Below are 26,775 nucleotides of genomic sequence, written 5' to 3'. Positions count from 1 at the left end.
GCAAAGTTTTTCTAAAAAAAATACCCCTTAATAAAGGTACGTTGTTGGGCTTTAGCCCTCTTTCGACATATATATAAAGAGGGCCCAAGCCCAACAACGTACCTATCTCTTTCCCAACAATAAAACCACGCTGCTTCTTAAGGGGGATTTAGGGGGAGTGAGATTCAGCTATAAACGAGAGATACAAAAAAAATCATACTTGAGTTGACCGCATAATTTCACTCAATCCCTCTCCCAGTAAAAACAGATTAAATAAACCCGATATACCCACAAAATAACTCAATAAATTAAGTAAAAGGATGAACGATTCCCGATTAATAAAAATTAGCCGATATCTCAGCAAACACCTGCGCCACGCGCCCTCGCGCATCGGCATTCAACTCGCGCCGGGGGGCTGGATTGCTGTTAGCGAACTCCTCGATGCTTGCCAAAAAAATAACTTTTCTGTTCAGCTTTCCGAACTCAAGGAAGTAGTCTCCCAAAACGACAAACAGCGCTTTTCCTTCGACTCGACAGGCACTCTAATTCGGGCCAACCAAGGACACAGTATAGACGTTGACTTGCAGTTAGAACCTGCTGTTCCCCCAGATATTTTATATCACGGAACAGGTAAGACTGCCGTCAATTCTATTCTCAGTGAAGGAATTCGGAAAATGTCGCGGCATCACGTTCATTTGTCGGCGGACATTCAAACAGCCCGTAAAGTAGGTGCCAGACACGGCATCCCGGCAGTCTTGATTGTAGATACCGCAGCAATGCAATGCGACGGCCATACATTTTACTGTTCGGATAACAAAGTTTGGTTGGTAGATATGGTGCCGCCCAATTATCTAAAAGTATATTGAGAAAATCCTGTTTGGTTCTAGCAAGTGTGCGGCAAATATTTTAAAATAAGAGTAACTAGGAGTTTTACAAGATGAGTGCGGAAGATATGGGCGATCGCGACAACAATTTTAATCAAAACAACCCTCAAAATCGAGGGCTGCTAGGATCGGGCTGGCGACCTCTCTACCGTCAATTTGATTGGGAACACCTGCTGCACTTAGCATCTAGCGACCCTGTAGAACTCGCTCAAAAAACTTTAGATGCAGCCAGCGATATCGCCGATGCCATGGGACGACACCAGTATACTTGGTGGGCGAATATCTTAAATGTATTTTCGGAAAATACTCGCTACGAAATAGACGAGTTTTGGGATTACATTACTCCGCAGCCAGTTTACCCGGATTACCGTTACAAAGATGTTTTAGTCACCGAAACGCCTGTTGTTCAATTGGTCAGCCGCGCTAGCATTCCCATCGACTACGTTCTCAACAAACTCCAAGAGATTGCTGTTTTCAAAGTTCTGGATTTGCTGGGGAAACCGGATGTGATTACCCAGTTTTTTATGGAACGGCATTTTTCTTATCCGCGGGAGCGATTTGTTAGCTGGGAACGCTTGGAAGTTTTGGGTACTGTTTATGCTTATTGGGGACAAGCAGGCTGCTGGCTGCAAATTGACAGCTACGACAGGGGAAGACGTTGCTACACTCTGATTTGCAAAGATATTGCGCCGCTGGTTAGCAAGGCTACTTACAATTTAGCGGTGATTCTCAGCGGGTACAAAAGCCGTGTCGGACAGGTTCACAGTTACTTCCCTATTCGGAGTTTTTCTGCGGAAGTTCAAAGTTTTACTGATACTGTTCAGCAGGCAATTCTCGATCAAAATCAGTTGGCTGTGTTGGTTAGTGGCGAACCGGGGACTGGCAAAACTGCTTGGACTCAAGCGGTAGCAAAGGAGATTTTAGTGCCGCTGGGTTATGTGATCTTTATCTTAGATCATGATGCGGTGGAAAATTTTGTGCCCCCGAGTTATTTGCAGCGGATTTGCATTATTATCAACGAGGCTGATAATTTGGCTCAAGATCGATCGACCGCAGCGGCCCAACGCAGTAACAAAACTGAACATATTTTGAGTTTGCTGGATGGAACTCTGTATCAAAGCGTGATGGACGAGCACGGGATTCAATTTCAGCAGAAACTCGTAGTGTTACTCACTTGCAACACGATTGAAAGATTAGATCCTGCGATGCTGCGGAAAGGAAGAGTGGATTTTACCAGTGAATTTACGCACAAATTTGTTTGACGAGGCACGTAAAGTCTCACACACTTTGGGCGATTCACGAAGAGGGATAGCATTGCCGCGCGTACTGCTGCGCCACCTCAAATGTTGAATAATTATGAGGAAATTTCCTGAATGTCAAAGTTTCGGGAACAATTTATTAAGTACCTATGGACACATCCCCTAAAAAATGATATTACTGATGGGTGAGACCCTCCAAGGGTATCACCCAAAACAGCCAATCAGGGGAAGAGTGTTTTAGGTCTGAAATAGATTTTTCAAACTTGACAGCTATGGAGGAAATCCCAAATCGTGCAAACTAAGCCAGTTAAGCAAGAAATTCGACTGGGAAGGTATGCCGGGGGGAAAATCCCGATCGCCCACCAACCCCCTGATGCAGCCATGTCCGAAAATAAAGAGGGATTTCGGCGGTTTGTGGAGCGATCCGCCGACGCCGTGGCAATGGTAGATTGTGAAATGCGCTATCTGTCAGTTTCTCGTCGCTGGGAAACAGATTGCGGGTTTGGTTGCGGTGAGGCCCTTGGTCGGTCTCATTGGGAACTGTTCCCAAATCTCCCGGAATATTGGCACCAAAATGCTCGCGCTTGTTTGGCGGGAGTTTTGGAATATAGCGAGTTTGTCGTAGGGCAATCGCCCGTATCTGTAGCAGGAAAAATCGAAGTTGGGGTCAGCGCTTCGGAAAAATGGGTATTTTTGCCGTGGAAAAATAACGAGGGTGCGATCGGCGGTTTGATCCTGTTTGCCGAAAAGATAACAGAAAGAAATTTCTACAATATATGGAGGCCCGGTGGCAAAAGCCAGCAGTTAGAAACAAAACTACAACTAACTCAAAATGCCCTCGACAATGCTGCTGATACAGTTTTTTTTACCACCTCCGACGGTCAAATTTGCTATGCGAATAAAGCGGCTTGCGATCGAGGAGGTTACTCGGAATCGGAACTGCTAAACCTGAGATTGAGCGACATCGATTCGCAATTGTCAGCATCGGATTGGCCAGATCGCTGGGTTGAACTCAAGCAGCAAAACAACCTTACTTTTGAAACCAGTTATAGAACTAAAAACGGCACCAGTTTTCCCGTCGAAGTTCAAGTCAATTATTTAGAATACGACGGCTGCGAATACTGCTGCACGATCGCCCGCGACATTTGGGCTCGCCTCGCAGCAAAATCTGCGCTTTTAGAGGCAAAAGAGCAACTTCAAGCCGTCTTGGATGCGGTGCCCGGATTAGTTTCTTGGGTAAGTTCCGATTTGCGCTACTTGGGAGTAAACCGACATTTAGCTTCCGCTTACCAAATGCCTGCGGAACTATTTACAGGTAAAAAAGTAGGTTTTTTAGATACAAGTCCCAAATTTAACGACTTAGTATACGATTTTTTTGTCGGCTCGAACCATAAGACCTCTCAAGAAGTAACAGCGAGCATCAGAGGAGAAAATAAAACTTATTTAATTGTGGCTCAAAAATATCAAAAAAATACGGCAGCAGTATTTGTGGGATTGGACATTACAGAAAGCAAACAGTCTTTGTTGGCTTTGCAAGAATCGGAAGAACGCCTGCGCCAGCAAGCGGCAAAATTAGAGCGGACGCTGTTAGTTTTGCAGCAAACTCAAACTCAACTGATTCAAACAGAAAAGATGTCATCTCTAGGGCAGTTGGTAGCAGGAATAGCGCATGAAATCAACAATCCAGTTAGTTTCATTTCTGGCAACGTCAGCCACGCCACTGGCTACATTCAAGAACTGCTGCGTTCGATCGACCTTTACCAAAAAAATTATCCCGATCCAGCTCCGGAAATTCAAGATTTGATGGAAGAATTAGACTTAGACTTCATCAAAAAAGACATACCAAAACTGCTAAATTCAATGAAAGTCGGTTCGGAGAGAATTCGGGATGTTGTGCGATCGCTCCGCTTGTTCTCGCGTACTGACGAACCTGAAATGAAGCCTGCGGATATCCATGAAGGTTTGGACAGCACTGTGCTGATCTTGCAAAATCGCCTCCAAGCTAAAGGGGGACGGCCGGGTATTTCTCTAGTTAAGGAATACGGGAATTTGCCGCGAGTCCGCTGCTATCCGGGACAGTTAAATCAAGTGTTCATGCACTTGTTGACAAATGCGATCGACGCTTTGGAAGCAGAGGGAAGAAATCCGGAAAAGTATGGTACAATCCAAAATCAGTCTTTGTTGTCTGCCGGTAGCTCGGGAACTGAAATATTCAATCCCGAAATTCGGATTCGGACAGAAGTGATAGGGGAGAGCGAAGTGGCGATCGCCATTAGCGACAACGGCCCTGGAATGACTGAAGAAGTTCTCTGCCGTATCTTTGACCCTTTATTTACCACTAAATGTCAGGCCACGAGCACAGGTTTGGGATTGGCAATATCCCAGCATTTGGTAGTAGAAAAGCATGGTGGTGACTTGCTGTGTATTTCTCGTCCGGGAGAGGGAACTGAGTTAATCGTTAAAATTGCGATCGGTAACGATTAATCGATTCGATCCAAACCTGGAATTATTTGAGGGTGCTTTTCCTATCAGAATGTGGCGACTAAGGACTAATGTTTTTTCACTAAGTTTTGTAGGTGCGTCAGGAATGAATCTTATACGAGATACCAATCATTTTTTGCCTGAGGCACCCTACAAAATCTACAATCTACAATCTAAAATCTAAAATAATATGGTAATTGAATGGCTGAGATTTAAAGTACCTCGCGAAAAATGGGAACAGTTTATTCTGCGAGATGAAGAAGTTTGGACGGCCGGACTCAAAAGTTTTCCCGGTTATTTGGGCAAAGAAGTTTGGGTGGATGCGGTGGAAAATGAGGTGCTGATGTTGATTCGCTGGGAAACTAGGGAACAGTGGAACTCGGTGCCGCAAAGCACAATCGATGAGTTGGATGCTAAAATGGGCGATTTGCAAATGCCGATCGTCGAAAGTCGCGAATATCAAGTTCGCAAGTTTTTGCATTAGTATCGCAACTCGTACAATCATCGCAGTGTTTGGTATTTGGTATAAAGGGCGATCGCTCTTTCATTTTAGGCGATCGGTCGTCAGAAACCAGAAAGGGTGATCGCACTCCGTACAATGATCGCAGTGTTTGGTATTTGGTGTGAAGGGCGATCGCTATTCATGCAAGCATCTCTACTTCACATACTAGGCAGCTCGATAAAGTTCTTTAGAGCACTAAGAAACTTACCATTAAGATTCATAAAATCCTCCCACTTAAAGCCGCCAAATTCATCTCCCCAACCATGTGGCAGGAATACTTGCCGATCGTCTATTTTGAACCATTCTGCCGATTCATGAAGCTCCAGACTTGCCACGACGTTTGCGAAAGCGTGTAAGGCATCTGATGGTGTTACGATCGCTGACAGCTTTACTGTGTTATTGATTGTTAACCCAACCTCCTCACCTTCTTCTTGAGAATGAGGTAACGATGGACATCTAAGAGAAATCAAAGCTTTTTCGTTGTCGATTCTACGAATTAAAAAGCTATAACCTGGCTTATAGGATAGTCTTTTTGCTAACTCATTCAATAGCATAAAATTCTCTTCCATGATTGATATTTACTGTATTGTTTCTTGGATAATTATACCAACATTAGTTGGCGTATTACAACTTTTAAAAGGAACTCTCTCCAACTTTAGATAATGATCCTATCTAAAAAAATGTTGTAAATGAAGAACCATATTGTAACCGATGACCCTTCCATCACTAAGCATTGAAACTGCACAATTTGTAGTTTCAATTATAGAACAGTCATGTAAATTTAAAGCGTTTCCAATTACCGATTGAATTAAGTTTCCATGAGTAATCATTACAAGAATTTCCGCGGTTACATTTTTATTAAGAATCGGATCGTTAATAAAATTTTGAAATCTCTTAAAACATTCTTCATAGGATTCTTGCAAACGCTTCTCTATCAAGCGAATATCATACTTAACCTGAATTGATGGGTCTATTTCATTCTTAATAATTTCTGCTGTTAATCTTGCTCTAACAGATGTAGAAGCATACAACCTAAAGTCTCTTGTTCCAAGCCACAATTTCAATGCTTTCCCACAAAGATTGGCTTGTTCCTCTCCTTCGGAAGTAAGTATATTATCATTATTACTTAACTGTATTTTATTTTTATTAGATATAGATTCACCATGTCTTATTAAAATTAATTTCATTTCTTAAACTCCTTTCCTAGTAATTTACAGTTTCTCAAAGTATCAGGATTAACCAAATAGGGATCGCAGGGTAAAAAATACATCAAGACTTTCTGTTACCTCTGTACACCCATCGTGAGTAATATGTTCTGTGGGAGCTATATAAGCCTCTCCTGGGTTAACTCTCAATTTAACAACCGGATAATTGGGAAAAAGCTGCATGAATGCCCTGCCAATTCTTGAACTACCCGAAGTTTTACTAACTACATTATCATCAGTCTCGGAAAGCAATCTATACAACTGCTCAATTGATAAATTAATGAACAAGAAATAGCGCGGTTCAGATCCAAGATTGATCGAGATACGATGCAGCGATGAGCCACGCTGATTATCAATGTGGAGACCAACGCGACAGCTATCGCTTCCAACAGTTACAGTCATCTGGTTAGGAGCATTCCACCCAATTCTATACTCACTTAATTCTGCACTTTGGATACGGAACGTCTCAATATACTCCTGAATTAGGCTGATACCTTTTTTTACCCTCTCTTTTTGCAAAACATACTTCAACAACCTATGGTCTTCTACACTACCTAAATCATTCAGATAACCTAAAATATTTTGAGGAATATTCAGAATGCTTACATACAGACTTGGCAGATTCTCAAGCTTACTGCTGAAGAGGATTTTTTGTTCCAGTGAAGTAAGTGTTCGCCACGGTAATCGAGGGACAATTGCATCACTACAATAAGGAGTCAAAGCTCGATCGGTTGAAACACTAGCCTGTTCTGTTCCTGAACTTAAAAAAAGGCGATTTTCCCAAGTGATGTCATTATAATTTAGAAGTATTCTTACCCCTTGAATAAGCTGATCCATGATTTTTTCCTTTAAATTAACACAATGAAATCAGAGCATCAATGACTTCCTCTGATGCAATCGACGCAATAGAATCAGAAGTAATATGTTTATGCTGGGCAAACCGAAAGCCCCATTTTTTTGGCTTAGTTGGTCCAAAAATACCTACTCCTCGTACACGAAACAAGTCGGCAACATGAAGCAAACAGGAATCAATACCCAAAAAAAGGTCAGCAACACTTAGTAAAGCAAATGACAATCTTAGAGGAATGCCGCATACGTCAAAAATTCTATTTCTATGATATGCCGATTCCAAAGGTAAGTTGTGACACATTCCTACAATAATAACTATGTAGTCAGTCTGAACTGACAAAAATTCATCTATTGTCTTCAGGAAATTGTCAGATGACCACATTTTTCTTTGCTTAGTATCTGTGTGTAAAATTAGTAGTTTATTTTTTGTCATATTTTTTTTCAGGTCATGGACTAGCTTTAAATATTTTTGTTCGATAGAAGGAGGATTACTAAAATCTTCAATCTTAATCTTAGGATTGAAAAAATGATTTACAGAAAAAAGAGTATCAAAACAATTAACAGCTTCTGAAAATTTATAAGTGAATCTAGAATGAAACCCCACAGAAACAGAAGGTGATATTTTTTTAACTAAACGTTCTAAATCAGGTGAAGTCCATAAACAAAGAGATATAAACAAGTCACAGCCACTAGCTTCTTCAGCTAATGCTTCATAATCAAACGGTGCTAATTCTCTTCCTATTTTCTGCATTACATGAGTACCTAGAACTCCAAAAGTTTTTATATACCATACAGATTCAAAAACAATATCTGAGAAAATCTGTGTGTACGCTTCATCTACAACAATCAGTGATAATCGACCGTAAAAGATGTTAGAAAGCGCACGAAGTGCAGGCAATGCAACAATATGATCTCCAATCCCATTAGCCAAAAAAACTACTGGTCGCCTAAATTTTTGAACATCTAGCATAAATTACTCCGACCTGCCTTAACTACAGAATGTAAATTATCAACAGAAGCACTAACTAAAAGCTTGCCCGCATCAGTTAACGCTTCAGACTTGATTAAACCTTGATAAGCTATATCAGCAAAGCCAAGTGTTTCAACCCAATAACTTTCAGCTTCAGAGTACAACTTTCCAGATGAAAACCAAGGAGAAGATACAAGTTTAGCCCATACAGCCGCCCCGGCCGAAAAGGTCATCAAAGCATGAATCACCTGTCTAAGAGGACGGTTTCTGTTTTTCCAAGGAGAGAAAACCTCTGGTGAATTTCCGTCTGTTGTGTAAAGACGCACATTTTTTTCTATTAGATTAACTTTCGTATGAAAAAACTCATGCACCATTTGTACGCACAAGTGGCATCTTTCTTCCATTCGATCGGCTTCTGGATCGAAATCTTGCCAAGCCCAACCAGGCAACTGTGATACAGAACCAGCTTTCCGTGTAGTTGGAGAGTAACGAGGTAAGACAGTGTACACCTTCATCACGCGACTCATGCTGACACCAAGTCCAATATCTAGGAATCCAAGCATATCCAAGCAGAGGCGGATTTCATCATGCCTGGTGCTTACAGCCGAAACATCGTGCAGATCACCTTTTTCAATGAAATTAAACTCATTTCCCGCTGCTGCTGGTTGAGTGATTGCTGTGGAAATACGAATTCCTGACCGTGTAAAGCTGTCTGGCAACCAGGTTATGCGATCGGATTTATCATCAATTAACACCTCAATTGCTTGTTCTGTAATTTCTGCAAGATTGCTATCTTGCGTCACAGCCCCCGCTCTAGCTAGCGTAGGAAAACAAAGAAGAGAGCCAGGAGTGACTTTCACGTTTTTGAGAGGTTCTAAACCTAAACTCAAACCCCCACTCAGTGGTGAAAACAGAGTATAAAAATTAATTAGGAAGGCCTTAATGCTAGCAATATCACCACTGACGTAAGCTTGGAAAAGCGATCGAGATTTTGCTTCAAGTTCCCGATATTGCAAAAACAAACCGCTCAACATATTCACATCATCGCTTTGTTGGAGAAGCGCCACAGCTAGCTCATAACCTTGATTGCTGAGAATATACAGCATGGCTATGTGTCGAGTAGCTGACTCCTCGACATATTTAATCAACGCATTTTGGTAGAATAGTTGAGTGTCATCTAGCTTACAGGTCAACTCCAAGTCAACAGTTTCAATCTTAGTCTCTTGCTCTGCACACACGATCATAACGCAACGTATTTATGAGATAGCTGATAGTTCAGTGGATAAGTAATCTTTGATATGATCGATGAGAATTATTAGATCTTCACAATAAATTGATTCCCGATTAAAACCATGCTCGGAACTGTAACGATGGGGAAGATATCCGCCACCACAGATATCAAATAAGCGACAATCAAAGCACTTTTGAGGTGCAGAAGACTGCTTGTTAGATAGTGCTGTGACCAGAGGCAAAGATTCTAAAGCTTCAATCGGATGAGAATTCAGTGACATACCTGTTTTGGTAGCACCATGATATGCAGTTTTCAGAACATCTAGTCCGTGATAAGTGCCATCAGTCTCAACCACAATGACTCCATCACTCAATGCCCCATAGGAATCATAGCCTCTCTTTCCACCCATTAAAAGCTTCATGATAGTTCTGAATATACGAACTTCCATCTTAGTTTCTGAAGCTAACCAATAATCGAAAAGAGCGGATAGCCATCGACCAAAAGTTCCTGGGGGATACTTATCGTAGGGAAAAGTATCATAGTTGAAGTCTGGCAGAAGAAAATCTATAGCAGTGGTGTTTAGTTCCTCAAAGAATGTCAATAGCTCATAAGGATCTATTTCAGGATTCGCAACTGTGAGAAAACCTCCAAACACAGACCCTCCAGACTTGGGATTACGCAGCTTTTCTACACCAGCGATAATCTGCGAAAAGCTGCCACGCCCTTTGGCATCAACTCGCATAAGATCGTTCCATTCTTGCGGCCCGTCAATACTCACACCTGCACGCACTTTGAAGTCTTGAAATACCTGTACAATGTCATCGTCTACCAGCGTTCCATTCGTTTGAAGTCCGAACTTGATATCAGCTTCAACATCCTGAAAACTACTTCGCAAGATAGTGAAAAACTCTCTAAGTTTAGAAGCTCCTAGTAGCAGAGGCTCACCCCCATGAAAGACCACAATAAGCTGCTTTAACTTACGCTCGCGAACATAGCTACTGAGACGATCCGCCAGAAGCTGGATCGTCTCAACGCTCATCAAAACTGGCTGCTCTCTCCAAGTTTGATCTGGGTGCTCATACATATAGCAATAGGAACACTTGAGATTGCAACGACTCACGATTTTAACTACAACAGTTGTTATAGGTCGGACTTCGTAGAACTCAGTTCTTTGGGGTAGAAGCAACTCAAGTGACATAAATTTTCCTTCAAAACTATACTGTAGAACCAAAATCATTCTTGGCTAAAAGACTTCCCAGCCAAGCGCCGTCTCTGTAATAATCTGAATTTAATCAGTAGTGTGACTACTGAAATCAGCCCAGGCAATTGGCTCTTTACCCATACGTTCGGCTTGAATCGCTTGAATCGCAGCTACAACTTTTGGATTAATTTTCTGTAACTGTTCCTCTTTCAAACCATTAACTGCGATTTCAGCAAGAGGTTTAGAACCAAGATAAACTGTCATTTATTTGCCTCACACATTTGATTGATTTAGCATTGTTCTATTATTTGTGGAAACTAAAGATTTGTCCAGCACAAAAAAGTTCAATTTTGCCTACAATTTTTCTCTGTTTCATTTTATTTAATTTATTTTTGTACATTTTTGTACAAAATTGTTCTAAAAAGCGGATCAATGTGTATAATACATAAAAACTTCACATATCCCTTATCCGATGAACCTAAAAGAAGCTTTAAAAATCGCGGATAAAATTGTCTTCGAGAGAACAGGCCAACACCTTGACGATTTACAAGCAGCGGTACTCAAAGGCACTCTAGAACATGAGACATACAAGCACATAGCCAAAAACTTTGACTGTTCAGAAAGTAGTGTGAGGAAAGTAGGTTCAGAACTATGGCAGATACTTTCAGAAGAGTTGGGAGAAGTTGTTAGTAAATCGAATGTTCGATCGGCAATGGAGAGGTTGCAGAACTCTAATATTTTAAACTTTGCACAAAACGTTAGCGGTAGTTTTAACATCTGCGGAGAAGGAAGACACCCGCCAAATATACCAAACTCACAGCCATCAAATCAAAAAACATCACATCAAGATTTAAGCGAAATGCCGGAATTAGGTAATTTCTTCGATCGCACTTCCGAACTCCAAACCCTCACAACCTGGATTCTACAACAAAACTGCCGCCTCATCACCCTCACCGGCATCAGCGGCATCGGCAAAACATCCCTAGCAGTACAACTCGTACAACAAATCAAAGACGAGTTTGAATACGCAGTTTGGTACACCCTAGACGAATTCCCCATCATCGATAAATTTCAATCAAACCTAACACAGCTTTTTTCCAATTCAGAAAACCCAGATTCATCCCCAACAAACCAGAAGCGCTTACCACTAATTAAGTATTTACAAAACCATCGCTGTTTAGTAGTCTTAGATGACGTTCACAACCTTTTCTGTAGCGACGAATTCGCAGGAAAATATAAACCAGAACACGAAGAATATCGCTCTTTATTCAAACAGATAGAAAAATTATCCCATCAAAGTTGCTTTCTACTAATCGGTTGGGAACCACCCAAAGAAGTTCCTCAACTCACCAGCGAAAATACTCCCATTCGTACCTTACAACTCACTGGTTTAGACACCGCAGCCGCACGGGAAATACTCAGAGATAAAGGATTAACGGACATCGACAACTGCGAAGCGCTCATTCACCGCTACCAAGGCAATCCGTTATGGTTAAAAAGCGTGGCGACTTTGATTCAAGAGTTGGGAATCGGCGCGGCAGAGTTATTAATAGATGATACCATATTGTTGCCGGAAGATTTGAAAGATGTTTTAGATGAGCAGTTCGATCGCACTTCCGAACTAGAAAAACAAGTTCTGTCATTGCTGGCGACAGAAAACCAGCCAGTCAACTTCGCCAAATTGCTCCAAAATGGACAAATATCATCATCAGATTTGCTCAACGCCTTGCAATCTCTATCGCGGCGCTGCTTGATCGAAAAAGAAGCAAGTCTTTACACTCTGTCACCTGTACTGAAGCAGTATATCAAAGGATTGTAACCGAGATGTTGTACTAATATCAATAAGCCTTTTATTTCTTAGTCTGCGGAGGCAGACTTTGTTTGTGTAGTAGCGGTTTCAACCGCCAAATCATAAAAGAGGGTGACTGTGCTATCATAAAATACAAAACATATTGAGTCGAGTTATATGACAACAATAACTACAGTCACAACAGCCTCCCAACTCGCTGATTACTACATCTGGTTCGCGAATGATGTAGGCTCCTACCTCAGCAACCACAAGCTACAAAAACTCTTGTACTACGCCCAAGCATGGTATTTAGCCTTTGAAGATACACCGCTGTTTGATGAAGATTTTGAAGCTTGGGTACACGGGCCGACTATCCCGGCTTTATTTTATGAATACAAAGAACAATTTGACTTTAAGCCAATTCTGAAAGAAGTCGAAAAACCAGAGTTTCCCAAAGAAGTACAAGAGTTTTTAGACGAGTTATCCGATGATTACCTCTTTCGGGATGCCTATGAGTTAGAATTGATGGTGCGACGCGAAGATCCTTGGATTAATGCTAGAGGTGAGTTGCCAAAAGATGAACCTTCTCATGCTATTATTACCAAGGAATCAATGAAAAAATTTTACAAAAGCCGTGTCATCGAAGAAGCATAAAAAAAGACAAGATACAGAGATTCGCAGTCAACCATCTTCGGCAAGGAGAGAGGTTGTCAATATCCAAATTCCAGAAGGAATTAGTTTTTCTTTCAGGTATTATCAGGATGAGAAAAATAAGTTCCCAATTGGCGGTAGAGATGCTAAGTATCTAGCATCTCTATTGAGACGGCTGCGGGATTTGTCGCAATTGAATGCTCAAGAAGTTATCAATAATCAGAGTAAAAGTTTGCGTTGTCATGGCATAGCTTGGCAAAATACTACCGAACCTAATGGCTTCGGAATTCCCAATGAATCTGCGCTAGTAAATATGCCCTACCAGTTTCAAATCTCTGCTAATGAATACGGCAGGGTACATGGATTTTTTAGTGAAAATGTTTTTTATATTGTCTGGCTAGATCCAGAGCACAATCTTTACAGTTGAAATTATAATAAACTACCCACGGTCAGGACACGACACTCCCGTGTCCGACCTTGATATTGTGCACTTCGACTAAAGAAACCGGGTTTTTTACCGATTCTGTGGAACTCACGAAATATTCTCGCAAAAAACCCGGTTTTTGGACACCCGTGGGATAAGTCCTAATTTTAAGCAAATTTAGCATAGAGAGCTGAAATAAAATTCACGCTTAAAAAGCCGACTGCTAGGACGAGAATGATAAAGATTATGATAGTGAAAATAGATTTAAGCCGATCGGCATTTTCGGGTTTTTCTGATTTCATTTGTCAAGTCTTGCTGTAAATTATATCTGAGAAATTGAGAAAAAGTAAATTATACCAATGCACGAACAAAAACGCAACTACCGATCGCCTAAAAGCTTCGATCGCCCTCAGTAGGTGGCAGTTTTAATCTCAAATCGAAAAATGGAAAATCTAAAATCGACTGGCCTGTGCAGCAATTGTCGATCGCTCTCGGGCGATCGCGCCCCCGTCCTGTAAAATAGAGGGCGCCTTGGGGCTCAGCTTTTAACAGCCCCAATTGTGGGCGACAGCAAGACGGCTCGCAAATACATAATAATGTGTCAATCATCCTTAACTTACTGAATTAGGTAAAAATAGAAGAGTGCGCGGCAATAATCAAAAACATATAACTGAAAAAAGGATATAAATGAATGCTCCACCCAGTCTCGCAACCTTACCAACAACGAGAAAATACTATGACCCAAAGAGCCGTGCGGAAGCCAAACCCCTCTGTTAGAAACCGCTTGAGGCCAAGTTTTCCTCAAAGGCACTGGCTGGAGGTGGCAGAGTACGCCTCTCTGGCGGCCTCTGGTTTGGGTTCCTTGGCGGTGGCAGTGTCTGGTCAAGCTTTTTACGGGGTGGCTCCCCTAACCTTGGCTTTGTCGCTGAATGTGGCTAATCGGTATCGGTTCGAGCAGCAAGTGCGGGTTCATCAAACTTCGGAATTGGCCCAAGTACAAAAGTCTGTAAATAAGGTCGAAAAAACGGCGGTAACGGTAATTGTTAAATTGCGGAGGCATTTGTCAGCAGATATTGCAGCGCTGCGCCAGCAAATGGCTGCATTGCCTAGGAATGCAGCTTTTGAGGAGTCGATCGACATTGAGCGGCAATTGCTGAGTTTGGGAGAGTCGGTAGCTTCTTTGCAAGAAATTGTGGCGTCTGCTGTGCTCGATGTTCGCCAGCAGGTGAGGGAACAAATGCAAGATTTATCGGTGGGCCAACCGACAAATATCGAAGCTGTGGAACAGGCGATAGAACAACTGCAAAGTGCGATGAAGAGCTTGACAGAAACTGCTCTCACCCGAGATGACTGGGAATTAGTAAATACTCGATTTTTGGAAATCCAGAAAGTTATGGCTAATCTGCAAAGCCAAGTGCAAGCTCCTGCGTACCAATCGACTCCGGATTTGTCTGTAGTTCAAGCTCAAATTCACCGTTTGGAACACGAGCAGCAAGAAGTTGTCAAACCTCATCTCAAGCGCTTAATCTCGGTTGTCAAGGAGTTGCAAAACAGTTGACAGTTGACAGTTGACAGTTGACAGTTGGCAGTTGGCAGGGGAGCATCTGGTTTTGGCAAAAAGCATTTTTTTTTACAGTGCTGTCCCCACTCGCGTATTGTACAATACGCGAGCGGGGACAGCACTACAAATGCAAAACTGAGATACACCCGTTGGCAGTTCGCAGTTGTAATTGTTCATTAGGAATGAGAATTAAATAACTTACAATTTTAATTATTGTGGGATGGGCGTCCCGCCCGTCCCGAAAAGACGGGCGGGACGCCCATCCCACAAATATCTATAAGTTATTAAATTTTCGTTCCTTAGTCAGTTGTAATTGATCGTTAGTCATCACTCAGAAGGAAGATTTTCCCCCTCTCCCCCCTCTCTCCCTCTCCGCCTCTCCCCTTCTCCCCCCTCTCCCCTTCTCCGCCTCTCCCCTTCTCCTCCTCTCTCCCTCTCCCGGCTGGAGTCGAATTTTTTAGACAACTGTGTTACAAATTGAAAAGGTAATCTGTCTAGTTCACCTGTTTTCAACCTGTTACAAGAAAATTAAATGACCGCAACCGTAACTGTTACTGATAACCCGTTATTAATTGGCAAAGGATTGCCACCGTTTGATGCGATCGCACCAGAACACGTAGTCCCCGCCGTTACGCAACTGCTGACGGAACTAGAAGCCGAGTTAGCTGCCTTAGAAGCCTCTGTTGAGCCGACTTGGAGCGGCTTGGTAGAACCATTGCAGCGGCTCGGAGAGCGTTTAAATTGGACTTGGAGCATTGTCGGACATTTGATGGGGGTGAAAAATAGTCCGGAATTGCGATCGGCTCACGAAACAGTGCAGCCAGAAGTAGTAAAATTTGCGAGCAAGCTCAGTCAGAGCAAACCGCTTTATGAAGGTTTTAAAGCGCTGCGGGCCAGCGAAAATTGGGACAGTTTAGAGCCAGCTCAACAACGAATTGTCGAAGCCTCACTCCGAGATGCTCAACTCTCCGGCGTCGGTTTAGAAGGCGAGCAAAAAGAGCGTTTCAATGCCATTCAATTAGAAATGGCAGAAATTACTACTCAATTTTCCAATCATGTCCTCGACGCTACCAAAGCTTTCAGTATCACCCTCACAAACAAAGACGAAATTGACGGTTTACCGCCGAGTTTGTTGAGTTTAGCAGCTCAAGCAGCTCGCAGTGCCGGCGCCGAAAATGCCGATGCCGAAAATGGCCCTTGGCGGATTACTTTAGACTTTCCGAGTTACGGGCCTTTCATGCAGCACAGCACTCGCCGCGATTTGCGCGAAAAGTTGTACAAAGCTTTGATCGGCAGAGCTAGCAGTGGAGATTTGAATAACTGGCCTTTGACCGATCGCATTTTAGCACTGCGCCACGAAAAAGCTGCTTTGCTCGGGTTTAGCAGTTATGCCGAATTGAGCTTGGCGAGCAAAATGGCTCCTAACGTTACAGCAGTGGAAGCTTTGTTAGAAGAATTGCGCTTAGCTAGCTACGATGCTGCTGTCAAAGATTTAGAAGAATTGAAAGCTTTTGCTAGCTCTAAAGGTGCGCTGGAATCTGCGGATTTGAAGCACTGGGATATTGGTTTTTGGTCGGAAAGACAGCGGGAAGAAAAGTTTGCTTTTAGTGCCGAAGAATTGCGTCCTTATTTTGCTTTGCCGCAGGTATTGGAGGGGTTATTTGGATTAGTAAAGCGGCTGTTCGGCGTGACGGTAACGGCGACGGACGGTCAAGCTCCTGTCTGGCACAAAGACGTGCGCTATTTTAGAATAGATGATGAAGCCGGAAATGCGATCGCCAATTTCTATCTAGACCCCTACAGCCGCCCAGAAGAAAAGCGCGGCGGTGCTTGGATGGATGAGTGCGTGGTGCGCGCTAAGTTTGTGGAAGCGGGAAAAACAACAACGCGCTTACCTGTGGCGTATTTGGTGTGCAACCAAAGCCCTCCGGTTGATGGGAAACCGAGTTTAATGACTTTTGTGGAAGTAGAAACTTTGTTTCACGAATTCGGCCACGGTTTGCAGCATATGCTAACAACGGTAGACTATCCGGGGGCTTCTGGCATCAATAATGTTGAGTGGGATGCGGTGGAATTGCCCAGTCAATTTATGGAAAATTGGTGTTACGATAGGGCGACTTTGTTCGGGATGGCAAAACATTACCAAACTGGGGAAACTTTGCCGGAACACTATTACCAAAAGCTGTTAGCAGCGCGCCACTACATGAGCGGCAGTGCCATGCTCAGGCAAGTACATTTTAGCAGTGTTGATATTGAATTGCACCACCGCTATCGATCGGGCGGCAGCGAAACTGTGGCGGATGTTCGCAACCGCATCGCTAAAACGACAACTGTGTTGCCTCCTCTGGAAGAAGACGCATTTTTGTGCGCTTTCGGGCACATTTTTGCGGGCGGCTATGCGGCGGGCTATTACAGCTATAAATGGGCGGAAGTCCTTAGTGCTGATGCTTTTGCGGCGTTTGAGGAGGCGGGTTTGGAAGATGAAAGTGCGATCGCCTCTACAGGTAAACTCTTCCGAGATACAGTGTTAGGATTGGGCGGCAGTTTGCACCCGATGGAAGTGTTTAAAACATTCCGAGGACGCGAACCGAGCACTAAAGCTTTGTTGAGACACAGCGGTTTAGTTGCGGCTTAACAAACTGTCCAATAATTGAGGATTAATGCAGGTAAATTTATCTGCATTAATCCCGCTAAAAAGCGGGATTAAAAAGTTTGTAGTGAGGACTTTAGTCCTATAATTTTTATTTACATATAATCCAATACAGTTCACTTAAGGTAGATTCCCCCTAATCCCTAATCCCTTAAAGTTCGGATGGCGTATTAGACGCAACTTTCATATTAATAAATAAAGGTACGTTGTTGGGCTTGAGCCTCCTTTATCTATACTTCTAAAGAGGGCTAAAGCCCAACAACGTACCTAATTTTATAAGAACAATATCGAAGGGTTATAGTAACACTTTTAAATTGGTATTAATAGGACTAAAGTCCTCACTACGAAACATTTTTTTTGTAGAACATCATGCAACAAACATCTGTAGTTTGGCACATCATCCCCAATCTTTTTGTGAAAAATTGGGGATGATGTATGCGCCACGTGGCTATCCCGTAGGTAATCGCCAGCAGCTTTTGGATTAGCTTGAAGGCCCATCAAAGCAGCATCAATCTCAATACTGTCAGTATAAACTGCCTTTCGTGAATATTTTCTATCATTAATCAGTGATGGTACTTAACTTTCCCTCCACCTGAAACTTCCTTTATATTTCGCAACATTTACTGGCGGTTTTCTCCATACAGCTAAAGCTTTTATTCGCAACGAAAAATTGAGAATTTTACCGAATCTTTAACATCCAGCGGTCACCAGCGGTAGTTTTTTAAAGTTTTGATAAAGATTGGCAGACTCTGCTTCAAAAAAGAGCAAAAAATGAAGGTGAAAATTTAAAACTTTTTGTTATGAATAATTTTAACTTGCCAGAAAAAATGTATTTATATATGATAATAAGTAAGGATTGATAGTTACTTGTTCACCTATAGATTGAGATATTCATGGATATTCAATTAATTAATATCGGCTTTGGTAATATTGTGTCGGCTAACCGAGTGATTGCCATTGTCAGTCCCGAGTCAGCGCCAATTAAGCGTATAATTACTGATGCGCGGGAGCGCGGACAACTGGTTGATGCTACTTACGGCCGCCGCACGAGGGCGGTAATTATTACTGATTCGAGTCACGTTATCCTCTCGGCGATTCAGCCGGAAACGGTTGCTAATCGTTTTGCGATCGGCAAAGACGGTCAAGGTCGGGATGATTGAGGTTTGTTGGTTGCAATTTGAGCACTTACAGTCTAGAGTAAGCGAAAACTCAAATTGTGACACGTTTCTCTTCTAAAAATGAAATCCGGTAAATTAATTGTTCTGACGGGGCCTAGCGGTGTGGGGAAAGGCACCCTAGTGCGATCGCTCCTCAACCGCCATCCCGAATTATATCTTTCGGTATCGGTGACAACTCGTAAGCCCCGCGAGGGAGAAATTGAGGGACAACACTACTATTTTGTCAGCCGCAGCCGTTTTGAGGAAATGGTTGAGGCTGGCGAATTGGCTGAATGGGCTGAGTTTGCTGGCAATTTTTACGGTACTCCATTTTTTGCTCTCAAACAGGGAATCGGCGAGGGAAAATGGGTAATCCTGGAAATTGAACTCGAAGGAGCAAGGCAAATTAGAAATAAGTTTTCTGAAGCTTTGCGAATTTTTATTTTACCTCCTTCTTGGGAAGAATTGGAGCGCAGGCTGCGGAGTCGGGGTCAAGATTCCGAAATTGCGATCGCCCGTCGGTTGCTGCGGGCTAAAGAGGAGATTGAAGCTGCGGGCGAATTCGACTTCCAAGTTGTCAACGACGATTTAGAAGTTGCTTTAAAAAAACTAGAATCCGTGTTGTTTGTCAGCGACCGGAAATGATATGATGATGATTTGATATTATAGCCTTTCGAGCGAAAGATTCGCGGACGATTGGGCATAGGGCAAACCGGGCATACCAATTACCAATTACCAATTACCAATTACCAATTACCAATTACCAATTACCAATTACCAATTACCAATTACCAATTACCAATTACCAATTACCCATTTTTCTGTACGCGCTAAAACTTCGGTACTTTTCTTGATAGCAACACAAGATTTTAAATTCAATTCTAGAGTTTCGGACGCAGGCGAAAATTTCCTGAGCGGTTCTATTTCGCGAGCAGAACATCCCAACATTTCCATATAAGCTAGTGTCCAGCCAATAGCTGCAATGTCGCTGACATTGCCTTCTCCGGCGCACAGGTGACAACCCGATTCGCCCTCGGGGCTGCACTCGGGACAAACCCAATTGTTGAGTTGTGAATTTAGCTGAATTGTGCGGGATGCTGAGGAAATTGTCAATGCTTTAATGTGGTTTTGAACTACTTGTTTAAAACCTCTGTTTGGGTTGGTGCGGTAATCGGAATTGTTGGGCGATCGCCCGTTAGCGAAGCCCTCGAAGAGGATCGCCATTCCTGGCTGTTGCAACGAAGCCCCAGATGCTGTTTTGTTATCTGTTTTGACTCCAGATTCACCCAGGTTCGCCGTTAGCTGAATGCCGTAGTCTTTCGACTCTTCAGTCTGAGAGCGGCTGAGTGCGCTGTCAGAATCGGATGCTGTGCGATCTTCTTCGAGGGCTTCGCGATCGGCAAAATCTTGCATCGAGAGGTGATGTTCGATCGCCAAAGACCAAGTTCTTTTATGTCTGAGATCGCCATATTTTCTGGCTTCGGCATCAGTAATGCCGATCGCCGCAGCCTCTTGGCGCAGCACATTCATCGAAGTCATGACATCTGATATCATTAGTTTGTTTGCTGTTAATTTACCTTCGCCGGTAGAGAAGCCCTCGCAGAGGATAGACCTACAAATAAATACCTTAGATATAGTAGCCTAAATCTCAAATCTCAAATCTCAAATCTACAATTGTTTAATGAATTCAATTTTCCCTGACACAACGTTATCGGTGGGCGGACTAACATCATACCTGAAAGAATTGCTGGAGGGCGATCGCAACCTGCGATCGATTTGGCTAACGGGCGAGGTGTCGAACGTTTCGCGGCATTCCAGCGGCTGTTATTTCACTCTACGCGATCCCGACACAAGCGCTGCGATTACCTGCGTGGTGTGGACTTATCAACAGCAAAACTTGCGACGAATGCCCGTAAAAGGCGAGCAATTGCTGGTTTTCGGAAGCATTCAGGTTTACGAACCTCGCGGGGATTACAAGTTGATTGTTTCCAAATCGCTACCGGGTGGGGAAGGATTGGAGGCTTTGCGGTTGCAGCAATTGCGATCGCGCTTGGAAGCTGAGGGTTTCTTCGATCGCGCCAGAAAGCGCCCGATTCCCGCACACCCGCAGATTGTGGCGGTGGTGACATCGGATACTGGTGCTGCTTGGGGGGATATTCAGCGCACGTTAGCGCAGAGATATCAGGGTTTGCAGGTGTTGCTGTCGCCGACAGGAGTGCAGGGGGATTTGGCTGCTGCTGCGATTGTTAGGGCGATCGCCCGTGTAGAATTGGACGGTAGGGCGGATGTCATAATTTTAGGGCGGGGCGGCGGTTCTGCGGAGGATTTGGCTTGTTTTAACGATGAAAGAGTCGTCAGGGCGATCGCGAATTGCACAATTCCAATTATTACAGGCATCGGACACGAAAGAGACGAATCTCTGGCAGATTTAGTAGCAGATAAACGAGCGCATACTCCGACGGCGGCCGCTACTCAAGCCGTACCAATTTTGGCAGATATTTACTGGGAACACAGGCAGAGAATGCTTAATTTAGCAAGTGTTGTGCGGGCAAGATTTCAGCAAGAAGAACAGCATTTGCAACAGCTACAAAATCGCTTAAAACGGTTGCCTGCGACATCGCGAACTTTGCGGCAAGCAACTGGTAAACTGGAGGTATTGCAAGAAAAGTTAGCGGCGCTAAATCCGGCGGCGGTTTTGGAAAGGGGTTATGCGGCGGTAATCCAAGGTGACGGTACGATTGTCCGCGAAACCGAGGGTTTGGAATTGGGCGAGGAGTTGACTGTGAGGTTGAGTCGCGGTGTGCTGAAGGTTAAGATTGTGGAAGTTTTGGATGCTGAATAAATATTATGGTTAACTCGCAGTTGCGTCAGTCTGGCTGGAATTATGAGGAAACGGTCGATCGAATTGAAGCGATTATCGATCGAGTGGAGTCGGGAGAGTTGCCTCTAGAGGAGGTTTTTGAGCAGTTTGCGGTGGCTGTGGAGTGTTTGCAGGAGTGCGAAGGTTTTCTGGCGCGGGGGAAGGATAAGATGGATTTGGCGATCGAACTTTTAGCTGCGGAACCGGATTTTTAACCGCAGATTTAGGCGCTTCGCCTTTATAAATAAACAAGTAATAGCAAAGTATCAAGCACGAATAGGACTTTCAGCAATGCACCAGTTCATCACAACCTGTCCCATCTTTTCCCAATCAGAAACCATGGACTTATCAATTATTCTGGCAATCTCATGAGGACTTTTTTGTTTAAGATATTCAACGGTATTGCTGAGCGTACTTTCTCCAAATCCCAGTGAGATTTTACATTGACATTCTCCACTACTACTGCATTGCCAGTTAACTTGACACCAATTATCTATACAACTTAATATATGGGGACTCATAGAAATCTTTACTTCCCAAAAAGACTTAATATTAGGGTTACTTGATTGAATAACTTCCTTCATTCTAGTTCCTTTTTTTATATCTAAAAAATACCTAATATCGACTGCACTACTACTAATATCTTCAAAAAATTTTAATGCTTTGAGTCTTTCCTGATTTTTGGAACACAGTTCAGATAAAATTGAATTAGGTATTAAGTTTTCAACTTCACGGCAATCAAGAATAAAATTTTCCGTATTTATACAAGTAGAATCGCTCAAAGCTTGGAGGCGAGATGCCGTCGAGCCTAGATTTCCATCAGGAGCAATTTTATCGCTATCTACAATACAAAGGCAAAAGCGTTTTTTAAATTTTTGAATATTAATATACTCACTAGAAATTGTATTACCACCACCACCTCTAGGTTCGCATACTATTTTTACATTCATCTTTTTCCATATAAGATAAACTTTTGCTATAATTTCGTATAAAACAGCATCATCACTATTTTCACACAAGAGTATGGTTTTCTGTACAGACTCTGAATCATTAAAAAAACGTGGGCCAACTTTAATAATTTGCTTACCTGAATCAGAAATCACTGCTGGTTCATAACAAGGATTAACAATTTCAATATATCTTGTTACCGCCGAAAGATAGGATTGAAATTGTGTAGATTGGTTGTATAACTTATGGTAAATTTTTCTAGCAAATTGAGATAAACGAGAGCATTGAGCAATTTTTTTAAAAGTTTCTCTCTTAGCCATTACTATATGCTTACCTTCCCGACGGGCAGATGCAAGATTTTCTAAAGCCAAAACAGTCTCATCGTCCCAAGTATTTTCATCTCCCTTATCTACTACAGAGCTATCAATCAAAATTAGCATTTATACAAGTTCCATCTCGAAAAAATCTAGCGGCCAGTTTAAAAGATACCCATCTGAATTGAATTGAGAGTTTCTTATTCTTACTTCTCCTGGTTTATCGCATGGCTCAAATAAAACAATGTTGATTTCATCAGGAGAAATTTTACCTTCGGAAACTAATTGTCCGAGGCGATTTACCAATACTTCACTATGGGTTTCAATCATTAAACGTAGCTGAATCTTCTTCTCCTTAGCTGCTTTGATTGACTTAACCAATGCATCTGTTAAAGTTCCTTGCAGACGGGGATGAAGATGTAACTCAGGTTGCTCAATAGCGTAGGTTATTGTTCCTCGGTTTACTCGACGAAATGAACTTAGTAACCATAATTGAGTAATAACAGGAAGAATTTGAGAAAAACCAAATCCAGTATCAGCAACATTCAGGTATTTATCAGAATTTTTAGAACGAATTTTTACTGAAATGTGACCAAGGCTAGATTTAATTGATGGCTTAAATCCAAAATTATCTAAAGTCCAGGTAGAAAAGTTTTTCATTTCTGAATCAGTTAGATTGCGTAAAAACATTGCAAGATTATTACCTTGGTAATCCACTTCATCAACAGCTAAATCTTGAGTTCGGTAATAACGCTCTGCTGTAGCTCGTACTGGCCCAATATAGCTAATATTCTTTGAGAAGTTCGCTAGTGTATCATCACATTTTTCAAGAATAAAAGGTATCGCATTTGCGATAATCAGATCCCTTAAATCTTTAAAATCTTTTGTCTCAACTGTCCAATTCTTAGTTTTATTCTTCCAAGATTTGCCAGCAATATTATTTTCTTGAATATCTTTTAACATATTTTCTGAGTTGCCGAGACCAAAAGAGAGTGCCATTTGAATAATAGTCTCTAACTTAGTTGCATGATGAGCCGTCTCTTTGGTTTTGTCTATCAAAGCTTGAAATAAAGCTCTGAAGCGAGAACGATATCTCACAAAACCAGGAGATAGTGAGGATGATTTTTCAAATTCATATTCTTTTTTTTGCTCACTTTCAGTAATAGTTGGCAGAATCAGACTCCTGTCAAATTTTCTAGTAACATATTTATTACCCAAATTTAAAACGTTAAATGAATTTACGAAAAAGTCCGTTAGAGAATCATCCTCACCAAAAGATAATTGGATTTTTGAATCTTCAAGCTGCAAAAAGATTCTACTTGTTCTTGTTGTTTCTTTCTTTTTATTTTCTGAGACTTGGAGAGTTAACGTTATATCACAAGTGTTTAAAATCTTTGCTTCTCCCGAAAAAAGAAAGTAAGAAAAATCTCTAGCAGAGGGAAACTGTCTTGATTCGAGCTTGAAGTTAAAAGAAAATTCAATATTATCTTCTGCTCCTGTTTGATGAGCATCCTCAAAATTACCGAAGTCAACTAGGCGACCTGACCAAAGTATTGGCCCAGTTGTTCTAGATTCTAGGCTTTGTTTCAATAGAGGAAGAATACGCAGAAAACTACTCTTACCTGAACTGTTTTGCCCAAGAAGAACAGTTATAGGCTTTAACTCAATATAGCCAGTGTCAGCCAGACAGCGTAATCTTTCCACTCTAATAGAATCCATTCATACCTCTTAATAAGGAATAGCTTTAATATTTTATCTGCCCAGACGCCTCTAAATCTTAGATTTAATTTTGATTAAAATCTTTTGGGGCGGGCGGGAAGCCCGCCCCAAAAATACAATCTAGATGCCCGACAGCTTACAATTTGTCGATCGCCTTTTTGGCCTTATCCGTCAGATTTTTTACCGCATCTTTCACATCTTCTGCTGCGTGGCGGGCGGCGGATTCCGCTTGTTTTGCTTTGCCTTCTGCCTGGTCTTTCTTATTGCCCGTGATGTTACCGAAAATTTCCTGAGCTTTGCCTTCTACGTTTTTGCCGATCGCCTTTGCTCTGTCTTCTGTACTCATAATCAGCTCCATTGAGTAGTTGAACGCTACTACCACCCTAACATTAGCTCAACAGAAGTTGCTCGCTAACTTCACATTAATTTATGTTGATTTTGATTTTTATTGGTTTTCAGTAGAGTTTTTGCCCAATATTTTATTGATACAGAAACCGCAGTAGTAGGGTGCGTCAGAATGACTTGATTATTCAGATTTACTCTGATAAAAACTGAGGCACGCACCCTACAGTTATACTCAAATTATTGTGGGGTGGGCTTCTAGCCCGCCCAAAAAGTTACAAACTATTTTAAACTCGCCGCTGCAACTTTAATCGGTTCGAGCAATTCTAACGGTATATGCAGCATATTCAAGTGAGTAGTTTCAACACCTTTCCTTTCATTTCTTTCTACTTCGGGGCCGTGATAATCGCTGCCACCTGTCATCAGCAAACCGCGATCGAGGCACAATTGTTTTAACTTATGAATTTGGCTGGAACTGTGGCTGGGATGGTATACTTCAACTCCCATTAAACCAGCATCTACTAATTCTTTCAAGACTTCCTCAACAGCGCCGCCGCGAAACAAATAAGGGTGAGCCCAGACTGGTACTGCGCCGCAACTCTTGAGTAAATCGATGCCTTCTGCGATCGAGAATTTCTCGTAATGCACGTAAGCCGGGCCGTCATCTCCCAGCCAGCGATCGAAGGCTTCCCGGGATGATTTGGCGTAACCGGCTTTTACCAGCGCGCTAGCAATGTGAGGCCTTCCCGGTGCCATTCCTGGGGATGTTGTTGGCAGTTCGATCGCGTATCCCATTGCTGCTAGTTTTTCTACCATTTCCTGCGATCGCCGAAACCGTCCTTCCAGGCGCGCTTTCAAAGGATCTCGCAGCTTATTTGCATCGGGATAAAAACCTAAAATATGCAGCGATCGACCGTTATGTACCGTACTGAGTTCTAGCCCTGGTACTATTTCTAGATTGTACAAGCTAGCGGCGGCGAAGGCTTCGTCCCAACCCGACATCGTATCGTGATCCGTGATGGCTAAAGCCCTAACTCCTGAGGCAGCGGCGGCTGCTACGAGTTGGCTGGGGGTGAGAGTACCGTCGGAGTAAGTTGTATGGCAGTGAAGCTCTAGCATATTGACCTGATTAATTATCGATCGACTTTGCAAACTGTACTGAAACTAACCCCCTCAGCAAGTATAACCTTAGTCCGTGATTCCTAACTATGGGTTCCAGCTTCGCCCTTGTGCCAGTTGGCGAATTGGCTGAATTTAGCGTCTGTTGCTTGTACGCAGAAACACACTCTCAAGTTATACAGGACAAACGTTTGAGTGCGATCGCCCGTCATCCGCGATCGAGCGAAAAAGTGTGAAGGTACGGATAGTGGCATTTGGCGAACACCATGACTCAGGGATTTTTTCTAAAGTAACAACATGACATTCAGGAAATACATATGAAATCTACTCTTTGCTTCCCCGAAACTTCCGTACACTCTCAAAAAATTAATTCCAACAATCATGGGATGAATTCTCACAGTAACATGGACTATTGTATCGCTGCTGCTTGGATCGACTTAGTGGGAGGAGATTACAGCAGTTTGGGAGGAGATGATTGGCTGGCTGTATGCGCCGATATTGATGAAGGCGAAATTTACCGCGAATGGTTTATGTGGCAAGACCGCGAAGTAACTCAAGAATGGGAAGCTTACGATCCAATTACTAATTATCGACACGTTGCTTGTAGCCGAGAAATGTTGATTGCTCAAATTGACAGAATCGAAGATACAAGACTATTTTAAAATCATAACTAATATTTA

Annotated in this window: 29 protein-coding genes; 15 read left to right on the top strand and 14 right to left on the bottom strand. The window is 42.5% G+C overall.

The features are described 5' to 3' along the window. The first annotated feature begins 299 nt into the window (after window positions 1–299). From JGK07_RS00425 to JGK07_RS00410, 4 genes are all read left to right on the top strand, one after another. Complete coding sequence (locus tag JGK07_RS00425) at window positions 300–845, top strand: RNA 2'-phosphotransferase (protein WP_293241323.1); 546 nt, start codon at window positions 300–302, stop codon at window positions 843–845. A 71-nt stretch (window positions 846–916) separates the two neighbouring features. After that, window positions 917–2,125: an AAA family ATPase gene (locus JGK07_RS00420; RefSeq protein WP_293241325.1), complete on the top strand. Its 1,209-nt coding sequence runs from the start codon at window positions 917–919 to the stop codon at window positions 2,123–2,125. Window positions 2,126–2,413: 288 nt separating this feature from the next. Beyond that, window positions 2,414–4,606 carry a PAS domain S-box protein gene (locus JGK07_RS00415; RefSeq protein ID WP_293197077.1) on the top strand — a complete coding sequence of 731 codons (2,193 nt, stop codon included), beginning with the start codon at window positions 2,414–2,416 and terminating at the stop codon, window positions 4,604–4,606. Between the two features lie 187 nt (window positions 4,607–4,793). After that, window positions 4,794–5,087: a TIGR03792 family protein gene (locus JGK07_RS00410; RefSeq protein ID WP_293149554.1), complete on the top strand. Its 294-nt coding sequence runs from the start codon at window positions 4,794–4,796 to the stop codon at window positions 5,085–5,087. A gap of 176 nt (window positions 5,088–5,263) precedes the next feature. On the opposite strand, the gene JGK07_RS00405 is transcribed toward JGK07_RS00410, so the two are convergent. The 7 genes from JGK07_RS00405 to JGK07_RS00375 all read right to left on the bottom strand — a co-directional run bounded on the left by JGK07_RS00405 (window position 5,264) and on the right by JGK07_RS00375 (window position 10,825). Next, the gene (locus tag JGK07_RS00405; RefSeq protein ID WP_293176171.1) at window positions 5,264–5,674 is read right to left on the bottom strand and encodes a hypothetical protein; all 411 of its coding nucleotides are present in this window, start codon (window positions 5,672–5,674) and stop codon (window positions 5,264–5,266) included. A 99-nt stretch (window positions 5,675–5,773) separates the two neighbouring features. Then, the gene (locus JGK07_RS00400) at window positions 5,774–6,292 is read right to left on the bottom strand and encodes a phosphoglycerate mutase family protein (protein WP_293176169.1); all 519 of its coding nucleotides are present in this window, start codon (window positions 6,290–6,292) and stop codon (window positions 5,774–5,776) included. 48 nt (window positions 6,293–6,340) lie between these two features. Further along, window positions 6,341–7,147, bottom strand: coding sequence for a hypothetical protein (locus JGK07_RS00395; protein ID WP_293176167.1), 807 nt, complete (start codon window positions 7,145–7,147; stop codon window positions 6,341–6,343). Window positions 7,148–7,163: 16 nt separating this feature from the next. Beyond that, complete coding sequence (locus JGK07_RS00390; protein WP_293176165.1) at window positions 7,164–8,129, bottom strand: glycosyltransferase family 9 protein; 966 nt, start codon at window positions 8,127–8,129, stop codon at window positions 7,164–7,166. Beyond that, complete coding sequence (locus JGK07_RS00385) at window positions 8,123–9,373, bottom strand: HEXXH motif-containing putative peptide modification protein (protein WP_293176163.1); 1,251 nt, start codon at window positions 9,371–9,373, stop codon at window positions 8,123–8,125. The genes JGK07_RS00390 and JGK07_RS00385 overlap by 7 nt, the downstream gene beginning before the upstream one ends. Before the next feature lie 12 nt (window positions 9,374–9,385). Continuing rightward, window positions 9,386–10,558 carry a radical SAM protein gene (locus JGK07_RS00380; protein WP_293176332.1) on the bottom strand — a complete coding sequence of 391 codons (1,173 nt, stop codon included), beginning with the start codon at window positions 10,556–10,558 and terminating at the stop codon, window positions 9,386–9,388. 90 nt (window positions 10,559–10,648) lie between these two features. After that, window positions 10,649–10,825 (bottom strand): hypothetical protein, encoded by a 177-nt coding sequence (locus JGK07_RS00375; RefSeq protein WP_293176161.1) that lies wholly within the window; start codon window positions 10,823–10,825, stop codon window positions 10,649–10,651. Window positions 10,826–11,033: 208 nt separating this feature from the next. Between JGK07_RS00375 and JGK07_RS00370 the strand changes: the two genes are divergently transcribed. The 3 genes from JGK07_RS00370 (at window position 11,034) to JGK07_RS00360 (ending at window position 13,428) form a co-directional block, all read left to right on the top strand. After that, the gene (locus JGK07_RS00370; protein ID WP_293241327.1) at window positions 11,034–12,380 is read left to right on the top strand and encodes an NB-ARC domain-containing protein; all 1,347 of its coding nucleotides are present in this window, start codon (window positions 11,034–11,036) and stop codon (window positions 12,378–12,380) included. A 147-nt stretch (window positions 12,381–12,527) separates the two neighbouring features. Continuing rightward, the gene (locus JGK07_RS00365) at window positions 12,528–13,004 is read left to right on the top strand and encodes a type II toxin-antitoxin system antitoxin SocA domain-containing protein (protein WP_293176157.1); all 477 of its coding nucleotides are present in this window, start codon (window positions 12,528–12,530) and stop codon (window positions 13,002–13,004) included. After that, window positions 12,985–13,428 (top strand): hypothetical protein, encoded by a 444-nt coding sequence (locus JGK07_RS00360; protein WP_293176155.1) that lies wholly within the window; start codon window positions 12,985–12,987, stop codon window positions 13,426–13,428. Before JGK07_RS00365 ends, JGK07_RS00360 begins: the two co-directional genes overlap by 20 nt. A gap of 164 nt (window positions 13,429–13,592) precedes the next feature. Here the strand turns inward: JGK07_RS00360 and JGK07_RS00355 are convergent, their stop codons facing one another. Next, complete coding sequence (locus tag JGK07_RS00355; RefSeq protein ID WP_293176153.1) at window positions 13,593–13,727, bottom strand: hypothetical protein; 135 nt, start codon at window positions 13,725–13,727, stop codon at window positions 13,593–13,595. An 88-nt stretch (window positions 13,728–13,815) separates the two neighbouring features. After that, complete coding sequence (locus JGK07_RS00350; protein WP_293205606.1) at window positions 13,816–14,034, bottom strand: hypothetical protein; 219 nt, start codon at window positions 14,032–14,034, stop codon at window positions 13,816–13,818. A 127-nt stretch (window positions 14,035–14,161) separates the two neighbouring features. Here JGK07_RS00350 and JGK07_RS00345 point away from each other — a divergent pair, with 127 nt between their 5' ends. The 4 genes from JGK07_RS00345 to gmk all read left to right on the top strand — a co-directional run bounded on the left by JGK07_RS00345 (window position 14,162) and on the right by gmk (window position 19,438). Further along, the gene (locus JGK07_RS00345) at window positions 14,162–14,983 is read left to right on the top strand and encodes a hypothetical protein (protein WP_293191172.1); all 822 of its coding nucleotides are present in this window, start codon (window positions 14,162–14,164) and stop codon (window positions 14,981–14,983) included. A gap of 535 nt (window positions 14,984–15,518) precedes the next feature. Beyond that, the gene (locus JGK07_RS00340) at window positions 15,519–17,621 is read left to right on the top strand and encodes a M3 family metallopeptidase (RefSeq protein WP_293176147.1); all 2,103 of its coding nucleotides are present in this window, start codon (window positions 15,519–15,521) and stop codon (window positions 17,619–17,621) included. 908 nt (window positions 17,622–18,529) lie between these two features. Then, entirely contained in the window at window positions 18,530–18,796 is a 267-nt protein-coding gene (remA, locus tag JGK07_RS00335) for an extracellular matrix/biofilm regulator RemA (protein WP_172193250.1), read from the top strand. Window positions 18,797–18,874: 78 nt separating this feature from the next. Beyond that, on the top strand, window positions 18,875–19,438 hold the full coding sequence (gene gmk, locus JGK07_RS00330) for a guanylate kinase (RefSeq protein WP_293191176.1): 564 nt from the start codon (window positions 18,875–18,877) through the stop codon (window positions 19,436–19,438). Between the two features lie 150 nt (window positions 19,439–19,588). Here the strand turns inward: gmk and JGK07_RS00325 are convergent, their stop codons facing one another. Beyond that, window positions 19,589–20,347 carry a hypothetical protein gene (locus tag JGK07_RS00325; protein ID WP_293281219.1) on the bottom strand — a complete coding sequence of 253 codons (759 nt, stop codon included), beginning with the start codon at window positions 20,345–20,347 and terminating at the stop codon, window positions 19,589–19,591. Window positions 20,348–20,474: 127 nt separating this feature from the next. On the opposite strand from JGK07_RS00325, the gene xseA reads away from it, so the two are divergent. Together xseA and xseB are read left to right on the top strand one after the other, a co-directional pair. After that, window positions 20,475–21,635 carry an exodeoxyribonuclease VII large subunit gene (gene xseA, locus JGK07_RS00320; protein ID WP_293223789.1) on the top strand — a complete coding sequence of 387 codons (1,161 nt, stop codon included), beginning with the start codon at window positions 20,475–20,477 and terminating at the stop codon, window positions 21,633–21,635. 5 nt (window positions 21,636–21,640) lie between these two features. Beyond that, window positions 21,641–21,868 (top strand): exodeoxyribonuclease VII small subunit, encoded by a 228-nt coding sequence (gene xseB, locus JGK07_RS00315; RefSeq protein WP_293176136.1) that lies wholly within the window; start codon window positions 21,641–21,643, stop codon window positions 21,866–21,868. 51 nt (window positions 21,869–21,919) lie between these two features. Here the strand turns inward: xseB and JGK07_RS00310 are convergent, their stop codons facing one another. From JGK07_RS00310 to JGK07_RS00295, 4 genes are all read right to left on the bottom strand, one after another. Beyond that, window positions 21,920–23,041, bottom strand: coding sequence for a hypothetical protein (locus JGK07_RS00310; protein ID WP_293191179.1), 1,122 nt, complete (start codon window positions 23,039–23,041; stop codon window positions 21,920–21,922). Next, window positions 23,042–24,634, bottom strand: a complete 1,593-nt coding sequence (locus tag JGK07_RS00305) for an AAA family ATPase (RefSeq protein WP_293176132.1) — start codon at window positions 24,632–24,634, stop codon at window positions 23,042–23,044. A 136-nt stretch (window positions 24,635–24,770) separates the two neighbouring features. After that, on the bottom strand, window positions 24,771–24,980 hold the full coding sequence (locus JGK07_RS00300) for a CsbD family protein (protein ID WP_293197093.1): 210 nt from the start codon (window positions 24,978–24,980) through the stop codon (window positions 24,771–24,773). A 278-nt stretch (window positions 24,981–25,258) separates the two neighbouring features. Beyond that, complete coding sequence (locus JGK07_RS00295) at window positions 25,259–26,095, bottom strand: PHP domain-containing protein (protein WP_293176128.1); 837 nt, start codon at window positions 26,093–26,095, stop codon at window positions 25,259–25,261. Window positions 26,096–26,184: 89 nt separating this feature from the next. On the opposite strand from JGK07_RS00295, the gene JGK07_RS00290 reads away from it, so the two are divergent. Beyond that, window positions 26,185–26,331 (top strand): hypothetical protein, encoded by a 147-nt coding sequence (locus tag JGK07_RS00290; protein ID WP_293176126.1) that lies wholly within the window; start codon window positions 26,185–26,187, stop codon window positions 26,329–26,331. Window positions 26,332–26,412: 81 nt separating this feature from the next. Then, window positions 26,413–26,757, top strand: a complete 345-nt coding sequence (locus tag JGK07_RS00285; RefSeq protein ID WP_293197095.1) for a hypothetical protein — start codon at window positions 26,413–26,415, stop codon at window positions 26,755–26,757. Window positions 26,758–26,775: the final 18 nt, after the last annotated feature.

The sequence above is a fragment of the Microcoleus sp. PH2017_24_DOB_U_A genome (genome assembly GCF_020738205.1).
GTDB lineage: Bacteria > Cyanobacteriota > Cyanobacteriia > Cyanobacteriales > Microcoleaceae > Microcoleus.
The sequence above is the reverse complement of the archived record's forward strand: the minus strand, read 5'-3'. Positions and strand labels throughout refer to the sequence as shown.